20 protein-coding genes and 2 riboswitches are annotated in these 20,686 nt (G+C 73.6%); of the genes, 8 read left to right on the top strand and 12 right to left on the bottom strand.

All coding sequences use genetic code 11. The features are described 5' to 3' along the window. Positions 1–94: 94 nt before the first annotated feature. Positions 95–1,264, bottom strand: coding sequence for a steroid 3-ketoacyl-CoA thiolase (locus ACFWPQ_RS27790; RefSeq protein WP_384040254.1), 1,170 nt, complete (start codon positions 1,262–1,264; stop codon positions 95–97). 285 nt (positions 1,265–1,549) lie between these two features. On the opposite strand from ACFWPQ_RS27790, the gene ACFWPQ_RS27785 reads away from it, so the two are divergent. Further along, positions 1,550–2,782: a cytochrome P450 gene (locus ACFWPQ_RS27785; RefSeq protein WP_384040251.1), complete on the top strand. Its 1,233-nt coding sequence runs from the start codon at positions 1,550–1,552 to the stop codon at positions 2,780–2,782. 125 nt (positions 2,783–2,907) lie between these two features. On the opposite strand, the gene ACFWPQ_RS27780 is transcribed toward ACFWPQ_RS27785, so the two are convergent. From ACFWPQ_RS27780 to ACFWPQ_RS27750, 7 genes are all read right to left on the bottom strand, one after another. Next, on the bottom strand, positions 2,908–3,594 hold the full coding sequence (locus ACFWPQ_RS27780) for a YoaK family protein (RefSeq protein ID WP_384040248.1): 687 nt from the start codon (positions 3,592–3,594) through the stop codon (positions 2,908–2,910). Between the two features lie 462 nt (positions 3,595–4,056). Then, the gene (locus tag ACFWPQ_RS27775) at positions 4,057–4,470 is read right to left on the bottom strand and encodes a transglycosylase SLT domain-containing protein (RefSeq protein ID WP_384040244.1); all 414 of its coding nucleotides are present in this window, start codon (positions 4,468–4,470) and stop codon (positions 4,057–4,059) included. 336 nt (positions 4,471–4,806) lie between these two features. Next, positions 4,807–5,688 carry an ECF transporter S component gene (locus ACFWPQ_RS27770; RefSeq protein ID WP_384040241.1) on the bottom strand — a complete coding sequence of 294 codons (882 nt, stop codon included), beginning with the start codon at positions 5,686–5,688 and terminating at the stop codon, positions 4,807–4,809. Further along, complete coding sequence (locus tag ACFWPQ_RS27765) at positions 5,685–7,367, bottom strand: ABC transporter ATP-binding protein (RefSeq protein ID WP_384040239.1); 1,683 nt, start codon at positions 7,365–7,367, stop codon at positions 5,685–5,687. Before ACFWPQ_RS27765 ends, ACFWPQ_RS27770 begins: the two co-directional genes overlap by 4 nt. Further along, a complete protein-coding gene (locus ACFWPQ_RS27760; protein ID WP_384040236.1) occupies positions 7,364–8,674 on the bottom strand; it encodes a CbiQ family ECF transporter T component in 1,311 nt (436 codons plus the stop codon). The genes ACFWPQ_RS27765 and ACFWPQ_RS27760 overlap by 4 nt, the downstream gene beginning before the upstream one ends. Then, positions 8,667–9,284, bottom strand: coding sequence for an SCO2322 family protein (locus tag ACFWPQ_RS27755; protein ID WP_384040233.1), 618 nt, complete (start codon positions 9,282–9,284; stop codon positions 8,667–8,669). The genes ACFWPQ_RS27760 and ACFWPQ_RS27755 overlap by 8 nt, the downstream gene beginning before the upstream one ends. Next, positions 9,281–10,513: a prenyltransferase/squalene oxidase repeat-containing protein gene (locus tag ACFWPQ_RS27750; protein WP_384040230.1), complete on the bottom strand. Its 1,233-nt coding sequence runs from the start codon at positions 10,511–10,513 to the stop codon at positions 9,281–9,283. Before ACFWPQ_RS27750 ends, ACFWPQ_RS27755 begins: the two co-directional genes overlap by 4 nt. A gap of 108 nt (positions 10,514–10,621) precedes the next feature. Beyond that, positions 10,622–10,753, bottom strand: a riboswitch (cobalamin riboswitch). A 54-nt stretch (positions 10,754–10,807) separates the two neighbouring features. On the opposite strand from ACFWPQ_RS27750, the gene ACFWPQ_RS27745 reads away from it, so the two are divergent. After that, on the top strand, positions 10,808–11,458 hold the full coding sequence (locus tag ACFWPQ_RS27745; RefSeq protein ID WP_384040227.1) for a phosphotransferase family protein: 651 nt from the start codon (positions 10,808–10,810) through the stop codon (positions 11,456–11,458). Between the two features lie 131 nt (positions 11,459–11,589). On the opposite strand, the gene ACFWPQ_RS27740 is transcribed toward ACFWPQ_RS27745, so the two are convergent. After that, positions 11,590–12,624, bottom strand: coding sequence for a hypothetical protein (locus ACFWPQ_RS27740; RefSeq protein ID WP_384040224.1), 1,035 nt, complete (start codon positions 12,622–12,624; stop codon positions 11,590–11,592). 256 nt (positions 12,625–12,880) lie between these two features. Between ACFWPQ_RS27740 and ACFWPQ_RS27735 the strand changes: the two genes are divergently transcribed. Then, the gene (locus ACFWPQ_RS27735; protein ID WP_384040221.1) at positions 12,881–13,462 is read left to right on the top strand and encodes an XRE family transcriptional regulator; all 582 of its coding nucleotides are present in this window, start codon (positions 12,881–12,883) and stop codon (positions 13,460–13,462) included. Between the two features lie 71 nt (positions 13,463–13,533). On the opposite strand, the gene ACFWPQ_RS27730 is transcribed toward ACFWPQ_RS27735, so the two are convergent. Next, complete coding sequence (locus ACFWPQ_RS27730; RefSeq protein WP_384040218.1) at positions 13,534–14,634, bottom strand: MBL fold metallo-hydrolase; 1,101 nt, start codon at positions 14,632–14,634, stop codon at positions 13,534–13,536. A 201-nt stretch (positions 14,635–14,835) separates the two neighbouring features. Between ACFWPQ_RS27730 and ACFWPQ_RS27725 the strand changes: the two genes are divergently transcribed. The 4 genes from ACFWPQ_RS27725 (at position 14,836) to ACFWPQ_RS27710 (ending at position 18,043) form a co-directional block, all read left to right on the top strand. Then, on the top strand, positions 14,836–15,495 hold the full coding sequence (locus ACFWPQ_RS27725) for an MSMEG_1061 family FMN-dependent PPOX-type flavoprotein (RefSeq protein ID WP_384040215.1): 660 nt from the start codon (positions 14,836–14,838) through the stop codon (positions 15,493–15,495). Positions 15,496–15,661: 166 nt separating this feature from the next. Further along, positions 15,662–16,204 (top strand): GNAT family N-acetyltransferase, encoded by a 543-nt coding sequence (locus ACFWPQ_RS27720; protein ID WP_384040212.1) that lies wholly within the window; start codon positions 15,662–15,664, stop codon positions 16,202–16,204. Between the two features lie 138 nt (positions 16,205–16,342). Continuing rightward, on the top strand, positions 16,343–17,800 hold the full coding sequence (locus ACFWPQ_RS27715) for an aldehyde dehydrogenase (protein ID WP_384040209.1): 1,458 nt from the start codon (positions 16,343–16,345) through the stop codon (positions 17,798–17,800). Positions 17,801–17,809: 9 nt separating this feature from the next. Continuing rightward, positions 17,810–18,043: a ferredoxin gene (locus tag ACFWPQ_RS27710; RefSeq protein WP_089101390.1), complete on the top strand. Its 234-nt coding sequence runs from the start codon at positions 17,810–17,812 to the stop codon at positions 18,041–18,043. Here ACFWPQ_RS27710 and ACFWPQ_RS27705 read toward each other — a convergent pair. Beyond that, the gene (locus ACFWPQ_RS27705) at positions 18,040–18,702 is read right to left on the bottom strand and encodes a 1,4-alpha-glucan branching protein (RefSeq protein WP_384040206.1); all 663 of its coding nucleotides are present in this window, start codon (positions 18,700–18,702) and stop codon (positions 18,040–18,042) included. The genes ACFWPQ_RS27710 and ACFWPQ_RS27705 overlap by 4 nt on opposite strands. A gap of 125 nt (positions 18,703–18,827) precedes the next feature. Between ACFWPQ_RS27705 and ACFWPQ_RS27700 the strand changes: the two genes are divergently transcribed. Further along, positions 18,828–19,691, top strand: coding sequence for a tetratricopeptide repeat protein (locus ACFWPQ_RS27700; protein WP_384040203.1), 864 nt, complete (start codon positions 18,828–18,830; stop codon positions 19,689–19,691). 91 nt (positions 19,692–19,782) lie between these two features. Beyond that, positions 19,783–19,964, top strand: a riboswitch (TPP riboswitch). Positions 19,965–20,014: 50 nt separating this feature from the next. Here ACFWPQ_RS27700 and ACFWPQ_RS27695 read toward each other — a convergent pair. After that, on the bottom strand, positions 20,015–20,644 hold the full coding sequence (locus tag ACFWPQ_RS27695) for a TetR family transcriptional regulator (protein ID WP_384040200.1): 630 nt from the start codon (positions 20,642–20,644) through the stop codon (positions 20,015–20,017). Positions 20,645–20,686 lie beyond the last annotated feature (42 nt).

Here is a 20,686-nt window from a genome sequence, read left to right as displayed (position 1 = left end):
GGTACCCCCAGCGCCCCTTTGGGGCGCTCATCTGCGGGCCGCTGATCTGCCTGCGGGGGCGCTGAACTTCGGGGCACTGAGTTTCGGGCGCTTCTCAGAGTCGCTGGATGATCGTTCCGGTTGCCAGGGCGCCGCCCGCGCACATCGTGATGAGGGCGAACTCCTTGTCGGTGCGTTCCAGTTCGTGCAGGGCGGTGGTGATCAGGCGGGCGCCGGTGGCCCCCACCGGGTGGCCGAGGGCGATCGCGCCGCCGTTGACGTTGACCTTGTCCAGGTTCTGCTCGAAGACCCGGGCCCAGCTGAGCACCACGGACGCGAACGCCTCGTTGATCTCGACGAGGTCGATGTCCTTGAGGGTCATGCCGGCCTTGCCGAGGACGGCGCGGGTCGCGTCGATCGGGCCGTCGAGGTGGAAGTGCGGGTCGGCGCCGACCAGGGCCTGGGCGACGATCCGGGCCCGGGGGCGGAGCTTGAGGGCGCGGGCCATGCGCTTGGACGCCCACATGATGGCGGCGGCGCCGTCGGAGATCTGGGAGGAGTTGCCGGCCGTGTGGACCGCCGTCGGCATCACCGGCTTCAGGCCCGCCAGCGCCTCCGCCGACGTGTCGCGCAGCCCCTCGTCCCGGTCGACCAGGCGCCACATGCCCTGCCCCGCGTGCTGTTCCTCCTCCGTCGTCGGCACCTGGACGGCGAAGGTCTCCCGCTTGAAGCGTTCCTCGGCCCAGGCGTGCGCCGCCCGCTCCTGCGAGAGCAGCCCGAGCGCGTCGACGTCCTCCCTGGTCAGGCCGCGGTTGCGGGCGATGCGCTCGGCGGCCTCGAACTGGTTGGGCAGGTCGACGTTCCACTCGTCGGGGAACGGCTTGCCCGGACCGTGCTTGGAGCCCGAGCCCAGCGGCACCCGGGACATCGCCTCGACCCCGCAGCTGATCCCGACGTCGACGACCCCGGCGGCGATCATGTTGGCGGTCATGTGCGAGGCCTGCTGCGAGGAGCCGCACTGGCAGTCGACGGTGGTGGCCGCGGTCTCGTACGGCAGTCCCATGGTCAGCCAGGCCGTGCGCGCGGGGTTCATGGACTGCTCGCCGGCGTGGGTCACCGTGCCGCCGACGATCTGCTCGACCGCGTCGGCGGGGATGCCGGTGCGGCCGAGGAGTTCACGGTAGGTCTCGCCCAGGAGGTAGGCGGGATGCAGGTTGGCGAGCGCGCCGCCGCGCTTGCCGATGGGGGTGCGTACGGCTTCGACGATCACGGGTTCCGCGGCCATGGGGGCTCGGTCCTCTCCTCGGTCACCCGCGCGGCGCAGGGGCGTCCCGGCCCGGCCCGCCACGCAGAACTAGAACGCGTACTAGTTCTGCGTGCAGTCTGCTGACAGTCCGTCCACAACCGCAAGGGGGGTGCATGCAATTGGGGGGACCGCACCCCTTGCGACTTGTAGAACCCGTTATTACCTTCACGGCAACCGGTCCTTTCTGATGGACCGTCAGAACGCGTCGTCAGCACGCGTCGGAACCATATGTCCAGGCTCGTACACGGTGGGAGTGAGTCGCTCATGCCCTGTCCCGCGCTGCCCGACGGGTTCGACCTCACCGACCCCGACCTGCTCCATCACCGGGTGCCGCTCCCGGAGTTCGCCGAACTGCGCCAGGCGGAACCGGTCCGCTGGATCGAACAGCCGCACGGCCTCGCCGGCTTCCAGGACGACGGCTACTGGGCCGTCACCCGGCACGCGGACGTCAAGTACGTCTCCACGCACCCCGAGATCTTCTCGTCCTGGCTCAACACGGCGATCATCCGCTTCACCGAGCACATGCAGCGGGACGCGATCGACGCCCAGCGGCTGATCCTGCTGAACATGGACCCGCCCGAGCACACCCGGGTCCGCCAGATCATCCAGCGCGGCTTCACCCCGCGCTCCATCCGCGCCCTGGAGGAGCGGCTGCGCGCCCGCGCCGGCTCGATCGTCGACGCGGCCCGCGCCCACTCGGGCCCCTTCGACTTCGTCACCGAGGTCGCCTGCGAGCTCCCCCTCCAGGCGATCGCGGAACTGATCGGCATCCCGCAGGACGACCGGGCCAAGATCTTCGACTGGTCCAACAAGATGATCTCGTACGACGACCCGGAGTACGCGATCACCGAGGAGGTGGGCGCCGAGTCCGCCACCGAGCTGATCGCCTACGCGATGAACATGGCGGCCGACCGCAAGCAGTGCCCGGCCAAGGACATCGTCTCCACGCTGGTCGCCGCCGAGGACGAGGGCAATCTCAACTCCGACGAGTTCGGGTTCTTCGTGCTGATGCTCGCGGTGGCCGGCAACGAGACCACCCGCAACGCCATCACCCACGGCATGCACGCGTTCCTGACCCACCCCGACGCCTGGGATCTCTACAAGCGCGAGCGGCCCGCGACCACCGCCGAGGAGATCGTCCGCTGGGCCACCCCGGTCAACTCCTTCCAGCGCACCGCCACCCAGGACACCGAACTGGGCGGCAGGCTGATCCGCAAGGGCGACCGGGTCGGCGTCTTCTACGCCTCCGCCAACCACGACCCCGAGGTCTTCACCGACCCCGACACCTTCGACATCACCCGCGACCCCAACCCCCACCTCGGCTTCGGCGGCGGTGGCCCCCACTACTGCCTCGGCAAGTCCCTCGCCGTCCTGGAGATCGACCTGATCTTCAACGCGATCGCCGACGCGATGCCGGGCCTCCGGCTGGTCGGCGACCCGGACCGGCTGCGCTCGGCGTGGATCAACGGCGTGAAACACCTCCGGGTCACGACGTAGGGGTCACCACGTCGTAACCCCCTCCGGACGCGGGCCGACGGCTCCCGGCGCCGCCGGCCCGTCCCGAGGGAGGCAGGAGCACCCCCTCCCTACGCCCCCGTTCCTGCCTCCCCCGAGACGCGAGGTCACTCCCTGCCCGACGCGACCACCGCCAGCACCCCGGACACGGCGGCCGCGACGAGCAGGGGCACCCCCGGGCTGTGGTCGCTGATCAGCCACGCCCCCAGCGCCGCGCCGGCGAACAGCGCGACGACCGCTGCCGCCCGGCGCGGGGAGCGGTGGCTGGTGCCGTCGCCGAGGCGGGACTCGGAGAGGAGTCCGGTCAGGGTGGTGGTGAGGACCGTGGTCGCCGTGAGGTCGGGCACGCCCAGCTTGCGGACGTTCGCGTTGCGCAGCCCCATCGCGAAGGCGGTCAGCGCGATCAGGACGTAGCTGGTGGCCGGCGTGCCGGAGCCGGCGAAGGCCAGCACGGCCGACCCGGCCACCAGGGTCGCCTCCGCCGCCAGCGTCACCCGCATCCACCGGCGCCGGGAGCCGGCGGCGAGCCGGGCCGCGACCCGGCCGCCCGTCGCCGCGCCCAGCATGAAGGCGGCCAGCGAGGTCGCCGAGTGGGGGACGGAGAAGCCGGGCGTCCCGGCGGCCGCGAAGCCGAGGATCACCACGTTGCCGGTCATGTTGGCGGTGAAGACATGGCCCAGGCCGAGATAGCCGACGGCGTCGATCAGGCCGCTCACCAGCATCAGCGCCAGCAGCACGGCCACCAGCCGCACACCGCGGGTCTCGGGGTCGCGGGGCGGGGTGGCCGTCGTCATCGTTCCTCCGGCGGTCCGGCGGGTGGTCTGGCTCCGGGCCCAGTGCACCACGGCGGGCCGCACGTCGGCACCGCGGCCGGGCGGACGTCGGCACCGCGGCCGGGCGGACGTCGGCAGCGTGGCCGGGCGGACGTCGGCAGCGTGGCCGGGCGGACGTCGGCACCGCGGCCGGGCGGACGTCGGCACCACGACGGGCCGCATCTCGGAAGCACGGCCGGGCGCACGTCGGTACCACGGCGGGCCGCACGTCGGCACCACGGCGGGCCGTACCTCGGCACCGCGGCCGGACATGCCGCGGCAGCACGCCCGCATCTACGTCGGCACCCTGTCCGGACATGCGTCGGCACCCTCGCCCAGGAGGAGGGGCGAGGGTGCCGGAGTTCAGGGGCGCGCGGTGCCGGGGATCAGCGGCGGCTGCGCGGCTCGGCCGCGATCGACCACGGGCGCGCGCGGGTCGGCGGCTCAGTACCAGCCGTTGGCCTGCCAGAAGCTCCAGGCGGCGGTCGGGCTGCCGTAGCGGGAGTTCATGTAGTCCAGGCCCCACTTGATCTGGGTGGCCGGGTTGGTCTTCCAGTCGGAGCCGGCGGACGCCATCTTCGAGCCGGGCAGGGCCTGGACCAGGCCGTAGGCGCCGGAGGAGGAGTTGGTGGCGGAGATGTTCCAGCCACTCTCGTGCGACACGATCTTGCTGAACGCGTTGAACTGCGCGGCGTTCGGAATCATCTTGTGCGCGATCGCCTGGGCCGAGGAGGCCGACGTGGTGGCGGCCTGGGCGGGCGCCGCGGTCAGGGCCATGCCGGCGGCGGCAGCGGCCACGGCGGCGGTGGTGAGGGCCTTCTTCGGGGAAGCGATGCGGCGGATGAAGGACACGGACACGGAGAACCTCTTTCGTCGGGGACAGGGAGTCGCCGTGCTCCGGAACCACCCGTGAGGGCCGTCCGTATGCGTCGGCGCCGCGGCCCGCTGCGGGCTCGTGGCGCCTGGCGACGTCGTCCAGACAAGCAGGCCGGGAACCCGTCCGCAATCACCCCTTTTACTAGTGGTGGTCGCATACGCGTCGATGGTCCGTTGTGTGGCGTGGCTCTCAAACCGCAGGTCAGTCGGGGTCGCGAAACGGGCAAAAGGGAAAAGTCTGACTACTGTTCCGGGTCGTAGGTGACGTGGGTCATGTGGGGTGCTTCACCGGTCCGGTCACCTGGCGCGTACGACGCCTCACGTCCCGGGACCGTCGAATGTGACCGCGGTCTCGAAGGCGGCCCGCCGGGTGGCCCGGCGCAGCGCCCGCAGCAGCGCCGGACCGAGGAGAAGGGTGAGGACGACCGTGCACAGGGCCCGGCCCAGGTTCCAGCCCATGGCGGTGGCCAGGCTGTAGGCGAGGAAACGGGCCAGGTTGGCGGCGGGCCCGGCGTGCGGGTCGAAGGCGAGGTTCGAGGCGGTGCCGGCCAGCAGCGGCCAGCCCGCCAGGTCGACGACCGTGCCGTAGGCGAACGCGGCCACGAAGCCGTACCCCGCCAGCAGCGCCAGCTCCCCGCGGCCGCGCAGCCGACCGGCGCCCGGCAGCAGGCCGGCCCCCATCGTGAACCAGCCCATCGCCAGCATCTGGAACGGCAGCCACGGCCCCACCCCGCCGGTGAGCAGCGCCGACGCGAACATGGTGAGCGAGCCCAGGGTGAACCCGAAACCCGGCCCGAGGACCCGCCCGCTCAGCACCATCAGGAAGAACATCGGCTCGATCCCGGCGGTGCCGGCGCCGACCGGCCGCAGCGCCGCCCCGGTCGCGGCCAGCACGCCCAGCATGGCGACCGCCTTCGGACCGAGCCCCGACTCGGCGATTGTCGCCGCCAGCACGGCGACCAGCAGCACCAGCAGCCCCGCGAAGAGCCAGGGCGCGTCCTGGGCGTGCGAGGCGATCCGGGAGGAGGGCGGGGCGAGGAAGGGCCAGCCGACGGCGACCACGCCGACGGCGCTGACGAGGAGCAGGGCGGCGATGGAGCGGGGGCCGAGCCGCACGGGGTTGTCCGCCCGGGACCCCGCCCGGGGACGCGACCGGATACGGGGACGCGACCGGATACGGGGAGGGGGCGTGCCGGTCATGCCAGCGCCTCCCGGACCTGGGCCACGGTGAGCCACCGCTGCGGCGCGAGGATCTTCGTCACCTGCGGGGCGAAGGACGGCGAGGAGACGACGATGTCGTCGGTCGGCCCGTCCGCGATGACCTCGCCCTCCGCGAGCAGCACCACCCGGTGCGCGAGCTCCGCGGCCAGCTCCACGTCGTGCGTGGCCAGCACGATCGCGTGCCCGTCGGCGGCGAGCCCGCGCAACACGCCCACCAGCCGGGCCTTCGCCGCGTAGTCCAGGCCCCGGGTCGGCTCGTCGAGCAGGAGCAGCGGCGGGCGGGCGGTGAGGACGACGGCGAGCGCGAGGGCGAGCCGCTGCCCCTCGGAGAGATCACGGGGGTGCGTGTCGTCCGCGACCCCGGGCAGCAGCTCGGACACGAGCCCGCGGCAGGTCCCGGACTCCGCCCCCGCGTCCCGGTCGGCGGCCGCGCACTCGGCCCCGACCGTGTCGGCGTACAGCAGGTCACGCGGTTCCTGCGGGACCAGTCCGACCAGGCGTACGAGGTCACGCGGGCGCGTGCGGTGCGGGACCGCGCCGCGGACCCGCACCGCGCCGGAGCCCGGCTCGACGAGCCCGACCAGGGCGCCCAGCAGCGTGGACTTCCCGGCGCCGTTGCGCCCCATGAGGGCCACGGTCTCCCCGGGGGCGACGGTGAGGTCGACGCCGCACAGCGCGTCGACCCGGCCCCGGCGGACGGCGAGGGAACGGACCTCGGCGAGCGGAGCCGCCGGGCCGACCGCGGGACCGGCCGCGGGACCGGCCACACGATCACCCGCGCGACCGGCCACACGACCACCCGCGCGACCGGGAACGGGCCGCTGCTCCGGGACCCGCCCGGCGAGCCGCTCCCGCAACCCGGCCGCCGCCGCCCGCCGCCGGGCGTCCCGTACGGTCATCGGCAGCGGCGACCACCCGGCCAGCCGCCCCAGCTCCACCACCGGCGGACACACCGGCGACACGGCCATCACCTCGGCGGGTGTCCCGCACACCGGCGCGGCCCCGTCCCCGGGCAGCAGCACGACCCGGTCGGCGTACTGCACGACCCGCTCCAGCCGGTGCTCGGCCAGCAGCACCGTCGTCCCCAGGTCGTGCACCAGCCGCTGGAGCACGGCCAGCACCTCCTCGGCGGCGGCCGGGTCGAGCGCGGAGGTCGGCTCGTCCAGCACCAGGACCGCGGGATGCGGGGTGAGCACCGACCCGATCGCGACCCGCTGCCGCTGTCCGCCCGAGAGCGTGGCGATTGCCCGGTCCCGCACCTCGGCGAGCCCCAGCAGATCGAGGGTCTCCTCCACCCGCCGCCGCATCACCGCCGGGGCGATCCCCAACGACTCCATCCCGTAGGCGAGTTCGTCCTCCACGGTGTCGGTCACGAAGTGGGCGAGCGGATCCTGGCCCACCGTGCCGACGACGTCCGCGAGTTCGCGCGGCCGGTGGGTGCGGGTGTCCCGGCCGGCGACCGTCACCCGCCCGCGCAGGGTGCCGCCGGTGAAGTGCGGCACGAGCCCGCTCACGGAGTTCAGAACCGTCGACTTGCCGGTGCCGGACGGGCCGGCCAGGAGGACGAGTTCACCCTCCGGCACCTCGAAGTCGACATCCTGCACAGCGGGTTGGACCGCGCCGTCGTAGGTGACGGAGACGTCCTCGAAACGGATCACGACGGCTCCTCCCTGGGGCCCTTGGGATCCCCGGGAACGATGAGGGCGGGCAGCAGGCCGAGCAGCACGGCGGCCGCGGGCCAGAGCGGAAGCGTGGGGGCGACCAGCGGTACGACCCCGGGATGCAGGGCGTCCGGATCACGGACGGACGCCAGGGTGAGCAGGGCGGCGACCGCGGCGCCGGCCCCGGACACCAGCCAGGCCCGCGCGTCCCACGGGTCGGGCCGGTACCGGGTGCGCGGCGAACGCCGGCCGCCGAGCCGCAGCCCCGCCAGCGCGGCGGCCACCCCGGCCGGCAGCAAGGTCGGTCCGTAGCCGCCGCCTTCAGCGGTGAGCAGCCCGTACGTTCCCGCGCAGATGCCGAGCAGGCCGCCGAGGGTGAGCACGGCCGTCGTACGGCGGACCCGGTCCGGGACGTCGGCGCTGCGGCCGTACCCGCGCGCGTCCATCGCGGCGGCGAGGGCGACCGAACGCTCCAACGCGCTCTCCAGGACCGGGAGTCCGACCTGGAGCAGGCCGCGGATGCCGGAGTCGGGGCGGCCGCGCAGCCGCCGGGCGGCCCGCAGCCGCTGCACGTCGGCCACCAGATGCGGCGCGAAGGTGAGCGCGACGACCACGGCCACGCCCAGCTCGTACAGGGCACCGGGCAGGGACTTGAGCAGCCGGGCCGGGTTGGCGAGCGCGTTCGCGGCGCCGACGCAGACGAGGAGGGCGGCGATCCTGAGGCCGTCGTACAGGGCGAAGACGAGCGCCTCCGCGGTGACCCGGCCGCCGAGCCGGATGCCCTGGGCCCAGTGCGGGAGAGGCACTTCGGGAAGGGTGACGAGGGTGTGCGCGCCGGGGACGGGGGAGCCGAGGACGACGGTGAAGGCGAGGCGGACGAGGAGGACGGCGAGGGCGAGCCTGGCGAATGCGGCGTAGGAGCGGGACCAGGGGGCGACCCGGCTCCGGCAGACGGCCACGACGTAGGCGGTGACCGCGACGAGGAGGGCGAGGAGGAGGGGGTTGGTGGTACGGGACGCGGCGACCCCGAGAGAGAGCGACCAGAGCCACCAGGCGCCGGGGTGTACGGGGGAGCGGCGCTGCAGCCGGGCGACGGGGGGTTTCGCTCGCCCGCGCTTGCGGGGTGCCTCCCCCAGCCTTCGGCCGGGGGGACCCCCAGCGCCCACCCGTGCCGCCTGGGGGTCCCCCCAGGCTTTTAGGGCTCTGGGGGAGGCACGACTGCCCGCAGCCAGGACGTGCCCCGCAAGGGGCGCGGGGAACTGCGCGACCAGCCCCCACCGGCCCGCACTGTGGCGCTCACGCATTCTTCCGCCGCCGTGTCTGCCAGAGGGCACCCGCAGCCACCACTACGACCACCCCCACGCCGGCCGCCAGGCCGAGCGACGGCCCGCTGTCCGACGTACCCCCCGCCGCGACCTTCTCCCCGCACCCCCGCGACGGATACCCGTCGATGGCGCACAGCAACGCGTTCGTGTCGTACCGCAGCGGCTTCGCCACCGTCGCCAGCGCCTCCGCCGTCGTCGCGTCCTCGGACACCACCGCACAGGCCGTCCGCCGCGCAGGCGGCCGCTCTCCCGGGGACGCGTCCGCCGCCGTGCCGAAGTCGACGACCAGCGCCACCCGCTTCCGGCCCTCCACGGCAGGCGTGCCGGCGCAGATCCTCCCGAAGTCCGCCGTGCCGCGCGGTCGCGACGCGTCCGCCGAGTCCTCGCTCACCGCGAAGCGGAAACCCTCGACCGAACCGTCGGCGGGCCGCGCGGTGGAGGGGCCCTGCGTGGCGTACGCCCAGCGCGCGCCGTCCCGCTCCCAGAAGGACCAGTAGCGGTAACCGGTGGCCGCCGCCGGCCCGGCGGCCGTCGCGCACAGCGTCAGCGCGGCCAGGAGCAGCAGCGCGGCCCGGCGGACCGCGGTCACAGCTGCTGCTGCTTCCGGCGGCCGCTGAGCAGGAAGCCGATGCCGATACCGCCGACGAGACCGGTGCCGACGATCCACCACACGCTGTTGCCCGGCTTCTTCTCCTCGGTGTGCTTCGCGGCGGCCGTGGCCGCCTGCGGCGCCGGGCCCGTCGCGTTCAGCGCCGTCACCAGGTTCGTCCCGCCGAAGTCGCGCGGGTCCGCGCCCATCGCGTGCGCGGCGAGGACCAGCTCGGCGTAGGCCGCGGGCCCGCTCTGCTCCGCCCACGGCACGGCGTGCGCCTCCAGCCACGCGTACGGCTTCTTCGCCGGCTTCGTCCAGCCCTGCGCGGCCATGGCGACGACCGCGTCGGCGGTGTTGCCGTAGTCCGGCTGGGGCTTGGCGCCGGGCAGCGCGGAGACGAGGTAGCCCTTGGCGGAGGTGGCGTCCGCCAGGTACGCGGCGCCGTTGCGGGCCACCTCGTCCCGGGTGAGGGCCTTGGCGGCGTCCGCGCAGGCATGGCTGCCCTTCGCCGACGCCTTCCCGGCCGTCGTCACGAATCCCTTGCCGAGGGCTCCGAGCACCCCGGCCGCGGTCGCGTCCGCGTTGGCGGCCAGTTTCCCCTGCTGGTCCGGCTGGTAGGCGAGAGCGCCGCCACCGTCCTCGGCGCAGGGGAGGGACCACTTGGCGAGGAGGGCGTACGGCGACCTGTCCGCGCTCGCGCCGGCCGCCGCGAGCGCGCCGATGACCACGCCGGTGGAGTTGGTGTCGCTGGCCGAGCCGGGGGCGTAGCCCCAGCCGCCGTCCTTGTTCTGCTGCGACTTCAGCCAGTTCACGGCCCTGTCCGCGGCGGCGTCGTGGCCGCCGGCCGCCTTCAGCGCCTGTACCGCGGCCGCCGTGCTGTTCGTGTCCACGGTCACCTTGGCGTCACAGGCCGCCGTCGGCTCGGCGCGGAACGCGGCGAACGAGCCGTTCGCGCACTGCTGCCCGGCCAGCCAGTCCACCGCCTTCGCGGCCGGGGTGACCCCCACCGCGCGCTGGGCCAGCAGGGCGAGGGACTGGCGCCAGACGCCGTCGTACTTCGGGTCCGAACCGCCGTACAGCCCCGACGGGAGGACCGCCGACGCGGAGGGCGAAGGGGACGCGGTGCCGGCGGCCGTGCCGGCGGCCAGCGCGGTCGTCGCGGGCGTGGCGGTACCGATGACGGCGGTGGCGGCCAGCACCCCGGCGGTGCGGCGGAGGACGGTCATGGTCGGCGGGTGCCTCTCCCTGCGGGGAGCCGGGCAGCACGGGACACCCCGGCGGCTCGGCTCCGTAAACCTCGACGGTGCCGTGCGACGGCGGGCGCCGGCGCACATGAGCCGATCAACGTCCCGGGCGCGGCGGTCCGGCTTGCCACAGGGGATGTGGCTCACGGTTGCGGGTCAGCGCCGGAATTGCACCGGCTTCCCCCCGTACGGGTGATGACGACCCGGCTACCTTACCGGCCGCCCGGCGGAAGCTGAGAGGGGGCTGTGCGGGGACCGTTTCGCTATGGTCGGGCCATGACGGGGAGACTGCTCGGCTCGGGGCGTTCGGCCGACGTGTACGAGATCGACGAGGCATGGGTGCTGCGCCGGGACCGGGACGGCTGGGGGGACGCCGCCGCCGAGGGCGCGGTGATGACGTACGTACGGGAGCACGGGTACCCGGCGCCCCGGGTGCGGCCGTCCGGGTCCCGTACCGAACTGGTGATGGAGCGGCTGTCCGGGCCGACCATGCTGGCGGCGCTGCTGGCGGGGGAGACGGACGCGGCGGAGGGCGGCGCGCTGCTCGCCTCGCTGCTGCGCCGGCTGCACGCGGTGCCCGGCCGGGAACCGGCCGATCCCGGCGCCCGGGTCCTCCATCTCGACCTCCATCCGGACAACGTGATACTGACCCCCGACGGCCCTCGGGTCATCGACTGGACCAACGCCGAGGACGGGCCGCCCGGGCTCGACTGGGGCATGTCCGCGGTGATCCTCGCCCAAGTGGCGCTCGGTGCCTACCCGTTGGCGCGCACGCTGCTGACGGCCCTGCTCGCCGATCCGGCCGAACTGACCGAGGAAGGGCTGACGGAGGCGCTGCGGCGGCGGGCGGCCAATCCGACGATGAGCCGGGAGGAAGTCGAAGTGCTGGGTGAGGCGGGCGAGTTGATACGGGCGATCGCGTTCTAGGGCGGACCGGCAGCGCTCCTTCAGGGACGCTGGGGGTACCCCCGGCCGAAGGCCGGGGGAGGAACTGCGCGAGCAGCCACGACGGCGCCGCAGTCGACCGACGGCATGCCGCGGCAGGTCCGGCGGAGCGCTCACGCCGCGTTCGCGAGCGGGGCGATGCCCGCGGACAGGTGGCGGGCCATCCGGCGCAGTGCGTCGTCGCAGTCGGCCGGGGTCTCGCCCACCGCCACCCAGAGGGCCAGCCGGTCGGCGGCGGTGGCGTGCGGCCCGGCGGTGACGTGGTCGCCGGTGTGCCCGGTGAGGAGCATGCGGTCGGCGCCGGGCTCGTGGGCGGCGTCGGGGGAGAGGTCCAGGTGGTCGAGGCGGCCGGTGGCGGCCGGGTAGGCGAACTGGATCGCGGCCGCCCGCTGCCGGGTCGGCGTGGTGTCGGGCACATCGCCGGTGGCGAGGGCGGCCGCGACCTGGGCGAGGTCGACACCGGTGGCCCGCTTGACGAGCAGCGGGATCAGGTCGCCCGGGAGGTGCGGGGCGACGTCGGTGACCCGGGGGCCGCGGTCGGTGAGGGTGAGGCCGATGTGCAGGACGCCCCGGCCGACGCCGAGGGCGTGCACGGTGCGGTCGACGGCCAGCCGCAGGAAACGGTTGTGCAGCAGGCCGTCGTGGGCGTGCACGGTGTGCCGGAGCGGCTGCCGGGCGGGCGCCGGGCCCAGGGTCGTACGAGTGATGGCGGCGATGCGGATCTCGCCGTCGAGGACGACCGTCTCGGCCGAGACGCGGGGCGGGCCGGGGTCGTCGTCGACGGGGACCGCGCGGCCGGCCAGCAGCGCGCGCAGCGCGGGCGGGTCGCTGCACGCGGCGGCCGCGGCGAGGGAGGTGCCGGGCAGCCCCAACTGCCCGGCGATCGTGGCGGCGGCGACCGCGTACTCGCCCGTGTGGGTCAGCACGCCGCGGACCCGGTGCCTGGCCGCGAACCGCACCACCGCCGATGCCGTCGCGCCGCCCTTGCCGGGGTCCGCCGCGAGGTGACCGGCCAGGCACTGCTGTGCCCAGGCCGGCGGTGCGGCGTCCACCAGCAGCACCGGGCGGACCGCGGCGACACGCGTCAGCACGAACTCGTCGTACGCGCGCCGGCGGCCGGCACCGAGGAGCAGGACGGGCTGCGGCATCGGTTCGCCTCACCTTCTGGGAGGAGGCGGGGCGGCTGGTCGCCCCGGATGCCGCTCCCCCATAGGCGGCACCCGGGGCGGGTCGGTTCGACCGTGGCCTGGTGCTGTGATCCTTTCCTGCCGGTCCGTCACATGTCAACGATTGCTGCCCCCTTGCGCAGTGGTCCTTGTCATGTCTGGTGGCCGGGACCGGTGATTCGATAGCCTCGCGTCTGCTCGGCCGACCGACCAACCACGCGTGTCCAGGGGGACCTTGGTGAGTGACGCCCATGCCCCGCTGACCGGTGCACTGCAACGGCTCGGGGAGCTGACCGGGCGCCCCGGACGGCTGCCCGAGGTGCTGGACGTGGCCGACCTGTCGTACCGCACCGGGATCCCGGTCGGGGTGGTCGCCGAACTCCTCGAGGGCGGGGCCGCGCCCGAGGCGGGGCTCGCCGAACGGGTGCGGCAGCGGCTGGACTTCATCCGCGAGAACCGGCGCCGTCCCGACGGCAAGCGGTACTCGCTGGGCGAGCTGGCGGCGATCGCCGGCACCAGCAGGCAGTGGCTGAGCGAGTGGCGCAAGAGCGGGCTGCCGAGCCTCGAACACACCGACCGGCTGCGGCGGTTCTTCGGCCTGCCGGCCGGTTTCTTCACCGCCGACGAGCCGGAGGCGCTGTACGAGGCGCTCCAGCCGGTGCTCCAGGGCCTGGAGGCCCAGGCCGACCCGCTCTCCCGGCTCCGCGAGAGCGGCCTGGTCCGCCTGGCGGCCCGTGCCCCGCAGATGAACCCCCGCCAGCTGGCCACGCTCGCCGACCTGGCGGAGATGCTGATCACCTCCGAGGGCGCCGTCAACTGAGCTTCGGGCGGCCCGGGTTGCGGCGGTGACGTCGAACCCGGTCCGGGTTGCGGCGGCGACCGGCGAACCGCCTACACCGCCACGTACGTGACCGGCTCGCTCCCCGCCACCGCCTCCGCGCGCCCCAGCTTCACCAGGCGCCGCAGGTGGGCCTCGGCCTCCGAGACGGCGATGTTCCGGGAACCGTAGGGGATCTGGTCCCAGGGCCGGTTCCACTCCATCCGGACGGCCAACTCCCACGGGGTGAGCGGCTGTCGGAGGAGGGAGAGCAGGCCGGAGAGGCGCTCCTCGTGGTGGGCCAGCAGCTCCCGTACCCGTCCCGGTGCGTCGGTGAAGGTGTGCTGGTGGGCCGGGAGCACCTCGGCCGGGGCGAGCCGGCCGACGCGTTCCAGGGAGTCGAGGTAGTCGCCGAGGGGGTCGGTGACGGTCGCGTCGTCGGGGTCCTCGTAGAGGCCGATGTGCGGGGTGATCTCGGGGAGCAGATGGTCGCCGGAGAACAGGCGCCCGTGGCCCGGGAGCCGGGCGGGGTGCTGCTCCTCCAGGTGCAGGCAGACGTGGCCGGGGGTGTGCCCCGGCGTCCAGACGGCACGCAGCCGGCGGCCGGGCAGGTCGAGGAGTTCGCCGGGGAGGATCTCGCGGTCGGGGAGGGCGGGGGCGAGGCCGGGCGGGGTGCTTCGGCGGCGGGGTCCGCCGCGCAAGGGCGCCACGTGCTCGTCCGGCGCCCCGGCGGCCGTCAGCTTCGCCGCCATGTACGTGAACCACCGCTCCGGCCGGGTCTCCCGGGCCCGCCGCACGATCGCCGCGTCGGCCGCGTGCATCGCGATCCAGGCCCCGGACGCCTCGCGCACCCGCCCCGACAGCCCGTGATGGTCGGGATGGTGATGCGTGATGACGACCCCGTGCACCTCGCCGACGCCCGTACCGCAGGCCTCCAGCCCCGCCACCAGCACGTCCCACGACCCGGGGTCGTCCCACCCGGTGTCGACCAGCACCGGCCCGCGGTCGGTGTCCATCATGTACACCAGCGTGTGGCCGAGCGGATTGTCCGGAATGGGTACGGCAATCGACCGCACACCCCCACCGAGATCCCGCACCGCCACCCCCGATCGCGCCTCCCCCGATCGCGCCTCCCCCGGCCGCACCTCCGCCGACTCGCCCAGACTGTCCGCCATCAGCCTTCCTCCGCCCCCGCCCGGTCCCGCCGGCCCCACGGCCGTTCCTCACTATAACGAGAACTGATGATGCGTCAGGCAGGCGGCGGACAAGTTCACTTGACGGCACTTCGCGCGCTTGGCGACTCGCGCGAGTGCCTCCCCCTGGCCGACGCTCACCGGCCGGGCTCGGCCGCGGGTCGGCCCTTTAGGGTCGGGGGCATGACGCTCCCACTTGCCGGCAGTGCCTTCGACTCGCTCCGCCTCGACGCCGTGCCCGACCAGGAGGCGTTGCGCCGGGCCTACGAGCTGCCCGGCGCCGCGGCCGTACGCAAGCAGATGACCGAACTCACCGAGCAGACCCGGCGGTTGATCGGCTGCTCGTCGCTGGTCCTGGTCGCCAGCGCGGACGCCGAGGGCCACTGCGACGTCTCCCCGCGCGGCGGCCCCGCCGGGTTCGTCGCCGTCCTGGACGCTCGGACGGTGGCGATACCGGACGCGACCGGCAACAAGCGGCTGGACACCCTGCAGAACGTCGTCGCCACCGGCCGGGCCGGGCTGCTGTTCGTCATCCCGGGGCGCACCACGACGCTCAGGGTGAACGGCCGGGCCTGCGTCTCCACCCGCCCGGAGCTGCTGTCGCAGCTGACCGCCGTGGGCAAGCCGCCGGCCAGCGCGCTGGTGGTGGGGATCGAGGAGGTCTACCCGCACTGCCCCAAGTCGCTCCTGCGCAGCGGGGCCTGGAAGCCGGAGCAGTGGCTCCCCGCCGACGCCCAGCCGACCTCGGCCGAGGTGACGCTGGCCCAGCTGCGGATGCCGGAGCTGACGATCGCCGACATCGAGCAGACGGAGGCGGATTCGCTGAGGTACCGGTACGAGTGACGGCCCGACCGGCGATTGCCGCATCGTCGGCCCGCCGCACTCCCGGCCTGCCGCGCCCTTGACCCGCCGTTCTCTCGGCGCGCCGCACCCTCGGCCCGCCGGGCCCCGGCCGCCGCGACCGCATATTGGTTTGCCGTGCGCCGGTGCCGCCGGATAGGAAGCTCGCATGCTTACAGGCAGCACCGTCGGGCTCAGGGCCCGGCACGAGGAGGACTTCCCGGTCCTGCGGGCCGAGCTCTACAACGACGCGGTCCACTCCTCGCGGGCGGACAGCAGGCCGTGGCGGCCGGTCGCGCCCGGCTCGAAGGACTCGCGGCTCACGGTGGACGACAAGGACGACGCGAGCGTCAAGTTCTCCGTGGTGGAGCTGGCGGGCGGCACGCTGGTCGGCTCCGCCGTGCTGTGGGGCATCGACAACCACAACCGCGGCGCGCACCTCGGACTGAGTCTGCTGCCGGCCTTCCGCGGCAAGGGCTACGGCACCGACGTGGTCGCGGTGCTGTGCCACTACGGCTTCGCCGTACGCGGCCTGCACCGTCTGCAGATCGAGACCCTCTCGGACAACGCCGCGATGCTGCGCGCCGCCGAACGCAACGGCTTCGTCCGCGAGGGCGTGCTGCGCTCCTCGGCCTGGGTGATGGGCGAGTTCCTGGACGAGGTCCTGCTCGGGCTGCTCGCCCGGGAGTGGCAGCCGGCCTCGGCGGCCTAGCCCTGAAGGGGCGTCGAGGGCGCCCCTTCAGCAGTGACAAAAGCGCTGGTGAGAGCCTATTCGTTCCCGCCCCTGGCTTCCTTCAACTAGAACTGGTATCAGTTCTGAGACATCGTCAGGGAAGGGTGGCGCGGCGCCATGACCGAGTTCCTGGAACACGGACAGCTGTTCATCGGCGGGGAGTTGACCGACCCCCTGGGCAAGGACGTCATCGAGGTGGTCTCTCCGCACACCGAGGAGGTCTTCGGGCGGGTGCCGCATGCCTCGCGGGAGGACGTGGACCGGGCGGTGGCGGTGGCACGGCGGGCCTTCGACGAGGGGCCGTGGCCGCGGATGACGCTCGACGAGCGGATCGGGGTCGTCACCCGCATCAAGGACGCGATCGCCGTGCGGCACGAGGAGATCGCCCGGGTGATCTCCTCCGAGAACGGTTCGCCGTACTCCTGGAGCGTCCTCGCGCAGGCGCTCGGCGCGATGATGGTGTGGGACGCGGCGATCAGGGTCGCGCGTGACTTCACGTACGAGGAGACGCGCGACGGGGTGCTCGGGAAGATCCTGGTGCGCCGGGAGCCGGTCGGGGTGGTGGCGGCCGTAGTGCCGTGGAACGTGCCCCAGTTCGTGGCGGCCGCCAAGCTGGCCCCGGCGCTGCTCACCGGCTGCACGGTGGTGCTCAAGCCGTCCCCGGAGTCGCCGCTGGACGCCTACATCCTCGGCGAGATCACCAAGGAGGCCGGACTGCCGGACGGGGTGCTCTCCATCCTGCCGGCGGACCGCGAGGTGAGCGAGTACCTCGTGTCCCACCCGGGCGTCGACAAGGTCTCCTTCACCGGGTCGGTCGCGGCCGGCAAGCGCGTGATGGAGGTCGCCGCGAAGAACCTCACCCGGGTGACCCTGGAACTCGGCGGCAAGTCGGCGGCCGTCGTGCTGCCGGACGCGGACGTGGCCACCGCCGTCGCCGGCATCGTCCCGGCGGCCTGGATGAACAACGGCCAGGCGTGCGTCGCCCAGACCCGCATCCTCGTCCCGCGCTCGCGCTACGACGAGTTCGCCGACGCCTTCGCCGCCGCGGCGAGCGCCCTGAAGGTCGGCGACCCGCTGGACCCGGCCACCCAGGTGGGCCCCCTGGTCGCGCGCCGCCAGCAGCAGCGGAACCTGGACTACATCCGGATCGGCCAGGAGGAGGGGGCCAAGATCCTCACCGGCGGCGGACGGCCGCCCGGTCTGGAGAGGGGCTGGTACGTCGAGCCCACCCTCTTCGGCGACGTCGACAACTCCATGCGGATCGCGCGCGAGGAGATCTTCGGGCCGGTGATCTGCCTGCTCCCCTACGGCGACGAGTCCGAGGCGCTGAAGATCGCGAACGACTCGGACTACGGGCTGAGCGGAAGCGTCTGGACGGCGGACGTGGCGCACGGCATCGAGGTCGCGCGCCAGGTCCGTACCGGGACCTACTCGGTGAACACCTTCAGCCTCGACATGCTGGGCCCCTTCGGCGGCTACAAGAACTCAGGTCTGGGACGGGAGTTCGGCCCGGAGGGGTACGGCGAGTTCCTGGAACACAAGATGATCCACCTGCCGGCCGGCTGGGAGGGGTGAGGGGCCGCCATGGGCGACCGCTGGCACGTCGAGGTCGACCGTTCGATCTGTATCGGCTCGGCCCAGTGCGTCCACCGCGCCACCGGCTCCTTCCGCCTCGACTCCGCCATGCAGTCCCACCCCGTGGACCCGGAGACGGACGCCAACGGGAAGGTCCTCGACGCGGCGGAGAACTGCCCGGTGGAGGCGATCACGATCACCCTGCTGGGCAGCGGGGAGCCGGTGTTCCCGCCGGAGGACTAGATCCTTCCCAGGGTCGCGAACACTGCCCGGGCGCGGGTGCCGTCCGGCTGCTGCCAGGCGCCGGTGACCTGCCCGGCCGTGCCGTCGGGCGGTGTCGAGCCGGGCTCCAGTACACGCCGCAGCCGCAGGACCAGACCGGCGCCCGGTACGGCGAACTCGGTGCTCTCGTCGGTGTCGACGGGGGCACCGAGGCCGGGCACGGGGCCTTCGCCCGCGTAGGAACGCTCGACCTCACGGTCCGGGGCGTCGGTGATGCTCTGCGCCTGCGCCTCGGTGCGCCCCTCGATCAGCGCGAGCAACCCGGCGGTCAGGACCGGGTCGTGGCAGCCGTCGTAGGCCCAGCGGGTGCCGAGGACCCCGTGCTCCATGGTGCCGACGAGCGCGTGCTCGGCGCCGGCCAGCGGGGCGCCGCGATAGGTGAGTGGTACGAGGTAGACCCCTGAGCTGTCTGCGCCCTCTGCGCCCTCTGCGCCCCCTGCGCCCTCCGTGACGACCATGAACTCGATCCCGACCTCGCCCGCCGGATCGTCCAGCCGGAAGCCGCCGGCCTTCACCAACTCCGGCGCGGCCGGGCCGTGGTACCAGGGGCGGGTGGGGAGCCAGCCGGCGAGGAGTTCGACCTTGGTGGGCTTGAGGGTGGTGTGGTGGATGAGTGCCATGGGGGAGATTCTCCGATCAGGCGGACGTGCCTCGCCAGACACTTTCCGCCGGGCCGGACTCGGTGGAGTGTCGTTGCCCTGGGATACGCTCCTGCGGTTTCAACGGAGCGAGCAGGGTGGGAAGCGTGCGCAAGTCGGAGGCCAAGGGCCTGATCAAGGAGGCCTACCAGGCCTGGGAGGCCGAGGAGTGGCTGACCGCCGCCGGGCTCTTCGAGCAGGTCCTCGCACACTTCCCGGACGAGAGGCCGAGCGCCGTGTGGTGGTACGACGCCGCGCTCGCCCACAAGTTCCTGCGCAACTGGGCGAAGGCCTGTGCGCTGGGCCGCGAGGCCGCCGCCCGGGCGCCGCGCGGAGAGGGTGACCCGGCGTTCTGGAACCTCGGGATCGCGGCCACCATCCAGGGCGACTGGGCCACCGCCCGGGACGCCTGGACCGGCTTCGGCATCGAACTCCCGGAGGGTGAGGGGGAGATCGACGGGCGGTTCGGGGCGGCCTGCGTGCGGCTCGACACCGGCGGTGAGCGCGAGGTGGTGTGGATCGACCGGCTCTGCCCCACCCGGGGACGGGTCATGAACGTGCCCGTCACGGGCGGGCGGCGGTTCGGGGAGATCGTCGTGCACGACGGCGAGCCCAAGGGGCACCGGGTGGTCGACGGCCGTGAGTTCCCCGTCTTCGACGAACTGCTCCTCTTCCGCGCCTCCGAGCTGCCCACCCTGGAGGTGACGGTGAACGCGGGCGAAGCCGCCGACCTGGACGCACTGGTCGCCCTCTTCGTCGAGCACGACTTCGGCGCCGAACCCGCGAGCAGCGTGGAGGTGCTCTGCGGCTGCTGCAGCGAGGGCACCCACGAGCAGCAGCGCTCGGTGCACGGCGGCGCCCAGCAGGTGTCCCTGGCAGCCCCGGAGGAGGAGGCCCGGCTGCTGCTGGAGCGGTGGGCGGGGGAGACCGTGATCGGGCGGAGCTGGAGCGGGCTGGAGACCGTGGGGTAGCGGACCAGTCTGCCGATATCAGGAAAAGTCCAAAAAATACTCCTTTGGGGGTTCCCATATGCTCCGCGCGTTCTATCCTGGAATCAGCCTACGAGGCGAGTGAGGGAGTCCGAGCGGAGTAGCCGACTCTGGCGTGACGCAGATGCAGAAGCATCCGCCGGTGCCGACGTCGACGGTCGGGCTGAGAGGCCGGAAGGCAGCAGTAGGGCCGGACGGCGACCCCCAATACCTGATCCGGACCATGCCGGCGAAGGGAACCCGTCTCGTAGGTCTTCGCATGCCCCACGGCGGCCTCCTTGCGCCCTGTGGGGCCTTCGTCCGTCCTACGGCTCCCCGTCCGGCTCCGTCAGGTCGATCAGGCGGCACACCGTCTCGATGTCGATCTTCACCTGGGCGATGGAGGCGCGCCCCGAGAGCCAGGTGATCAGGGCCGAGTGCCAGGTGTGCTCGATCACCCGGACGGCGGACAGCTGGGCGGGCGTCGGGTCGGTCAGGCCCATCGCGTCCAGGATGATCGCCGTCGTCTGCCGGGAGACCTGGTCCACCTCGGGGGAGACGCTGCGGTCGGCGAAGGTGAGGGCGCGGACCATCGCGTCGGCCAGGTGCGGCTCCCGCTGCAGGGCGCGGAAGGCCCGCATCAGGGTCTCGGCGACCCGTTCGGACGCGGTCTCGCCCGCCGGGGGCTTCTTGCGCAGCGTCCCGTGCATGTGCTCCAGCTGGTCCTGCATGGTCGCGACCAGCAGATGGACCTTGGACGGGAAGTAGCGGTAGAGGGTGCCCAGGGCCACCTGGGAGGACTCCGCCACCTCGCGCATCTGCACCGCGTCGAAACCGCCCCGGCTGGCCAGCTGGGCGCTCGCGTGCAGGATCCGGCGGCGCCGGGCCTCCTGCCGCTCGGTGAGCGGCGGGGTGGCCGATCCGGCGCCGATGTCCACCTTGGCTTCCGCAGGCATGGGTCCCGTCCGTGACAGTCGGTGAGGGCAGTGCTCAGGGCG

Origin of the sequence: Streptomyces sp. NPDC058464 (genome assembly GCF_042721035.1) — a bacterium.
Lineage (GTDB): Bacteria > Actinomycetota > Actinomycetes > Streptomycetales > Streptomycetaceae > Streptomyces.
The sequence above is the reverse complement of the archived record's forward strand: the minus strand, read 5'-3'. Positions and strand labels throughout refer to the sequence as shown.

What these genes read in the sequence shown, in the direction of transcription:
- ACFWPQ_RS27740 (WP_384040224.1), bottom strand. Translation starts at nt 12,624, where the DNA reads ATGCCGCAGCCCGTCCTGCTCCTCGGTGCCGGCCGCCGGCGCGCGTAC.
- ACFWPQ_RS27770 (WP_384040241.1), bottom strand. Translation starts at nt 5,688, where the DNA reads ATGACCGGCACGCCCCCTCCCCGTATCCGGTCGCGTCCCCGTATCCGG.
- ACFWPQ_RS27780 (WP_384040248.1), bottom strand. Translation starts at nt 3,594, where the DNA reads ATGACGACGGCCACCCCGCCCCGCGACCCCGAGACCCGCGGTGTGCGG.
- ACFWPQ_RS27705 (WP_384040206.1), bottom strand. Translation starts at nt 18,702, where the DNA reads ATGGCACTCATCCACCACACCACCCTCAAGCCCACCAAGGTCGAACTC.
- ACFWPQ_RS27785 (WP_384040251.1), top strand. Translation starts at nt 1,550, where the DNA reads ATGCCCTGTCCCGCGCTGCCCGACGGGTTCGACCTCACCGACCCCGAC.
- ACFWPQ_RS27720 (WP_384040212.1), top strand. Translation starts at nt 15,662, where the DNA reads ATGCTTACAGGCAGCACCGTCGGGCTCAGGGCCCGGCACGAGGAGGAC.
- ACFWPQ_RS27715 (WP_384040209.1), top strand. Translation starts at nt 16,343, where the DNA reads ATGACCGAGTTCCTGGAACACGGACAGCTGTTCATCGGCGGGGAGTTG.
- ACFWPQ_RS27725 (WP_384040215.1), top strand. Translation starts at nt 14,836, where the DNA reads ATGACGCTCCCACTTGCCGGCAGTGCCTTCGACTCGCTCCGCCTCGAC.
- ACFWPQ_RS27745 (WP_384040227.1), top strand. Translation starts at nt 10,808, where the DNA reads ATGACGGGGAGACTGCTCGGCTCGGGGCGTTCGGCCGACGTGTACGAG.
- ACFWPQ_RS27790 (WP_384040254.1), bottom strand. Translation starts at nt 1,264, where the DNA reads ATGGCCGCGGAACCCGTGATCGTCGAAGCCGTACGCACCCCCATCGGC.
- ACFWPQ_RS27710 (WP_089101390.1), top strand. Translation starts at nt 17,810, where the DNA reads ATGGGCGACCGCTGGCACGTCGAGGTCGACCGTTCGATCTGTATCGGC.
- ACFWPQ_RS27760 (WP_384040236.1), bottom strand. Translation starts at nt 8,674, where the DNA reads ATGCGTGAGCGCCACAGTGCGGGCCGGTGGGGGCTGGTCGCGCAGTTC.
- ACFWPQ_RS27730 (WP_384040218.1), bottom strand. Translation starts at nt 14,634, where the DNA reads ATGGCGGACAGTCTGGGCGAGTCGGCGGAGGTGCGGCCGGGGGAGGCG.
- ACFWPQ_RS27750 (WP_384040230.1), bottom strand. Translation starts at nt 10,513, where the DNA reads ATGACCGTCCTCCGCCGCACCGCCGGGGTGCTGGCCGCCACCGCCGTC.
- ACFWPQ_RS27695 (WP_384040200.1), bottom strand. Translation starts at nt 20,644, where the DNA reads ATGCCTGCGGAAGCCAAGGTGGACATCGGCGCCGGATCGGCCACCCCG.